The sequence below is a fragment of the Streptomyces sp. WM4235 genome (assembly GCF_001279725.1).
Classification (GTDB): Bacteria; Actinomycetota; Actinomycetes; order Streptomycetales; family Streptomycetaceae; genus Streptomyces.
In genome coordinates this window covers 1-388 of the sequence record NZ_LGDE01000319.1, presented here as the reverse complement: position 1 = coordinate 388, position 388 = coordinate 1, and the positions used below count along the sequence as shown (strand labels likewise).

The 388-nt window shown below is 68.6% G+C and carries 1 pseudogene; it reads right to left on the bottom strand.

The features are described 5' to 3' along the window. A pseudogene (locus ADK55_RS20750) lies at positions 1-388 on the bottom strand (vitamin B12-dependent ribonucleotide reductase); the annotation flags it as partial.

The window sequence follows — 388 nt, the reverse complement described above, 5'->3', positions numbered from 1 at the left end:
GTCCAGGTCCTGGGTGCGCGGCGCGACGGTGTTGGCGTCGGCGTGCTGCTTCATGACGCGCTTGTGCGAGTCGGCGTTGCGGGCGTAGCCGTCGTACGGACCGACGATCGCGGCCAGCTCGGCGGAGCGCTTGTACGCGGTGCCGGTCATCAGCGAGGTGATCGAGGCGGCGAGGGTACGGCCGCCGTCCGAGTCGTACGCGTGACCCGTGGCCATGAGCAGGGCGCCGAGGTTGGCGTAGCCGATGCCCAGCTGACGGAAGGCGCGGGTGTTCTCGCCGATCTTCTGCGTCGGGAAGTCCGCGAAGCAGATGGAGATGTCCATCGCGGTGATGACGAGCTCGACGACCTTGGCGAAGCGCTCGGCGTCGAAGGCCTGGTTGCCCTTG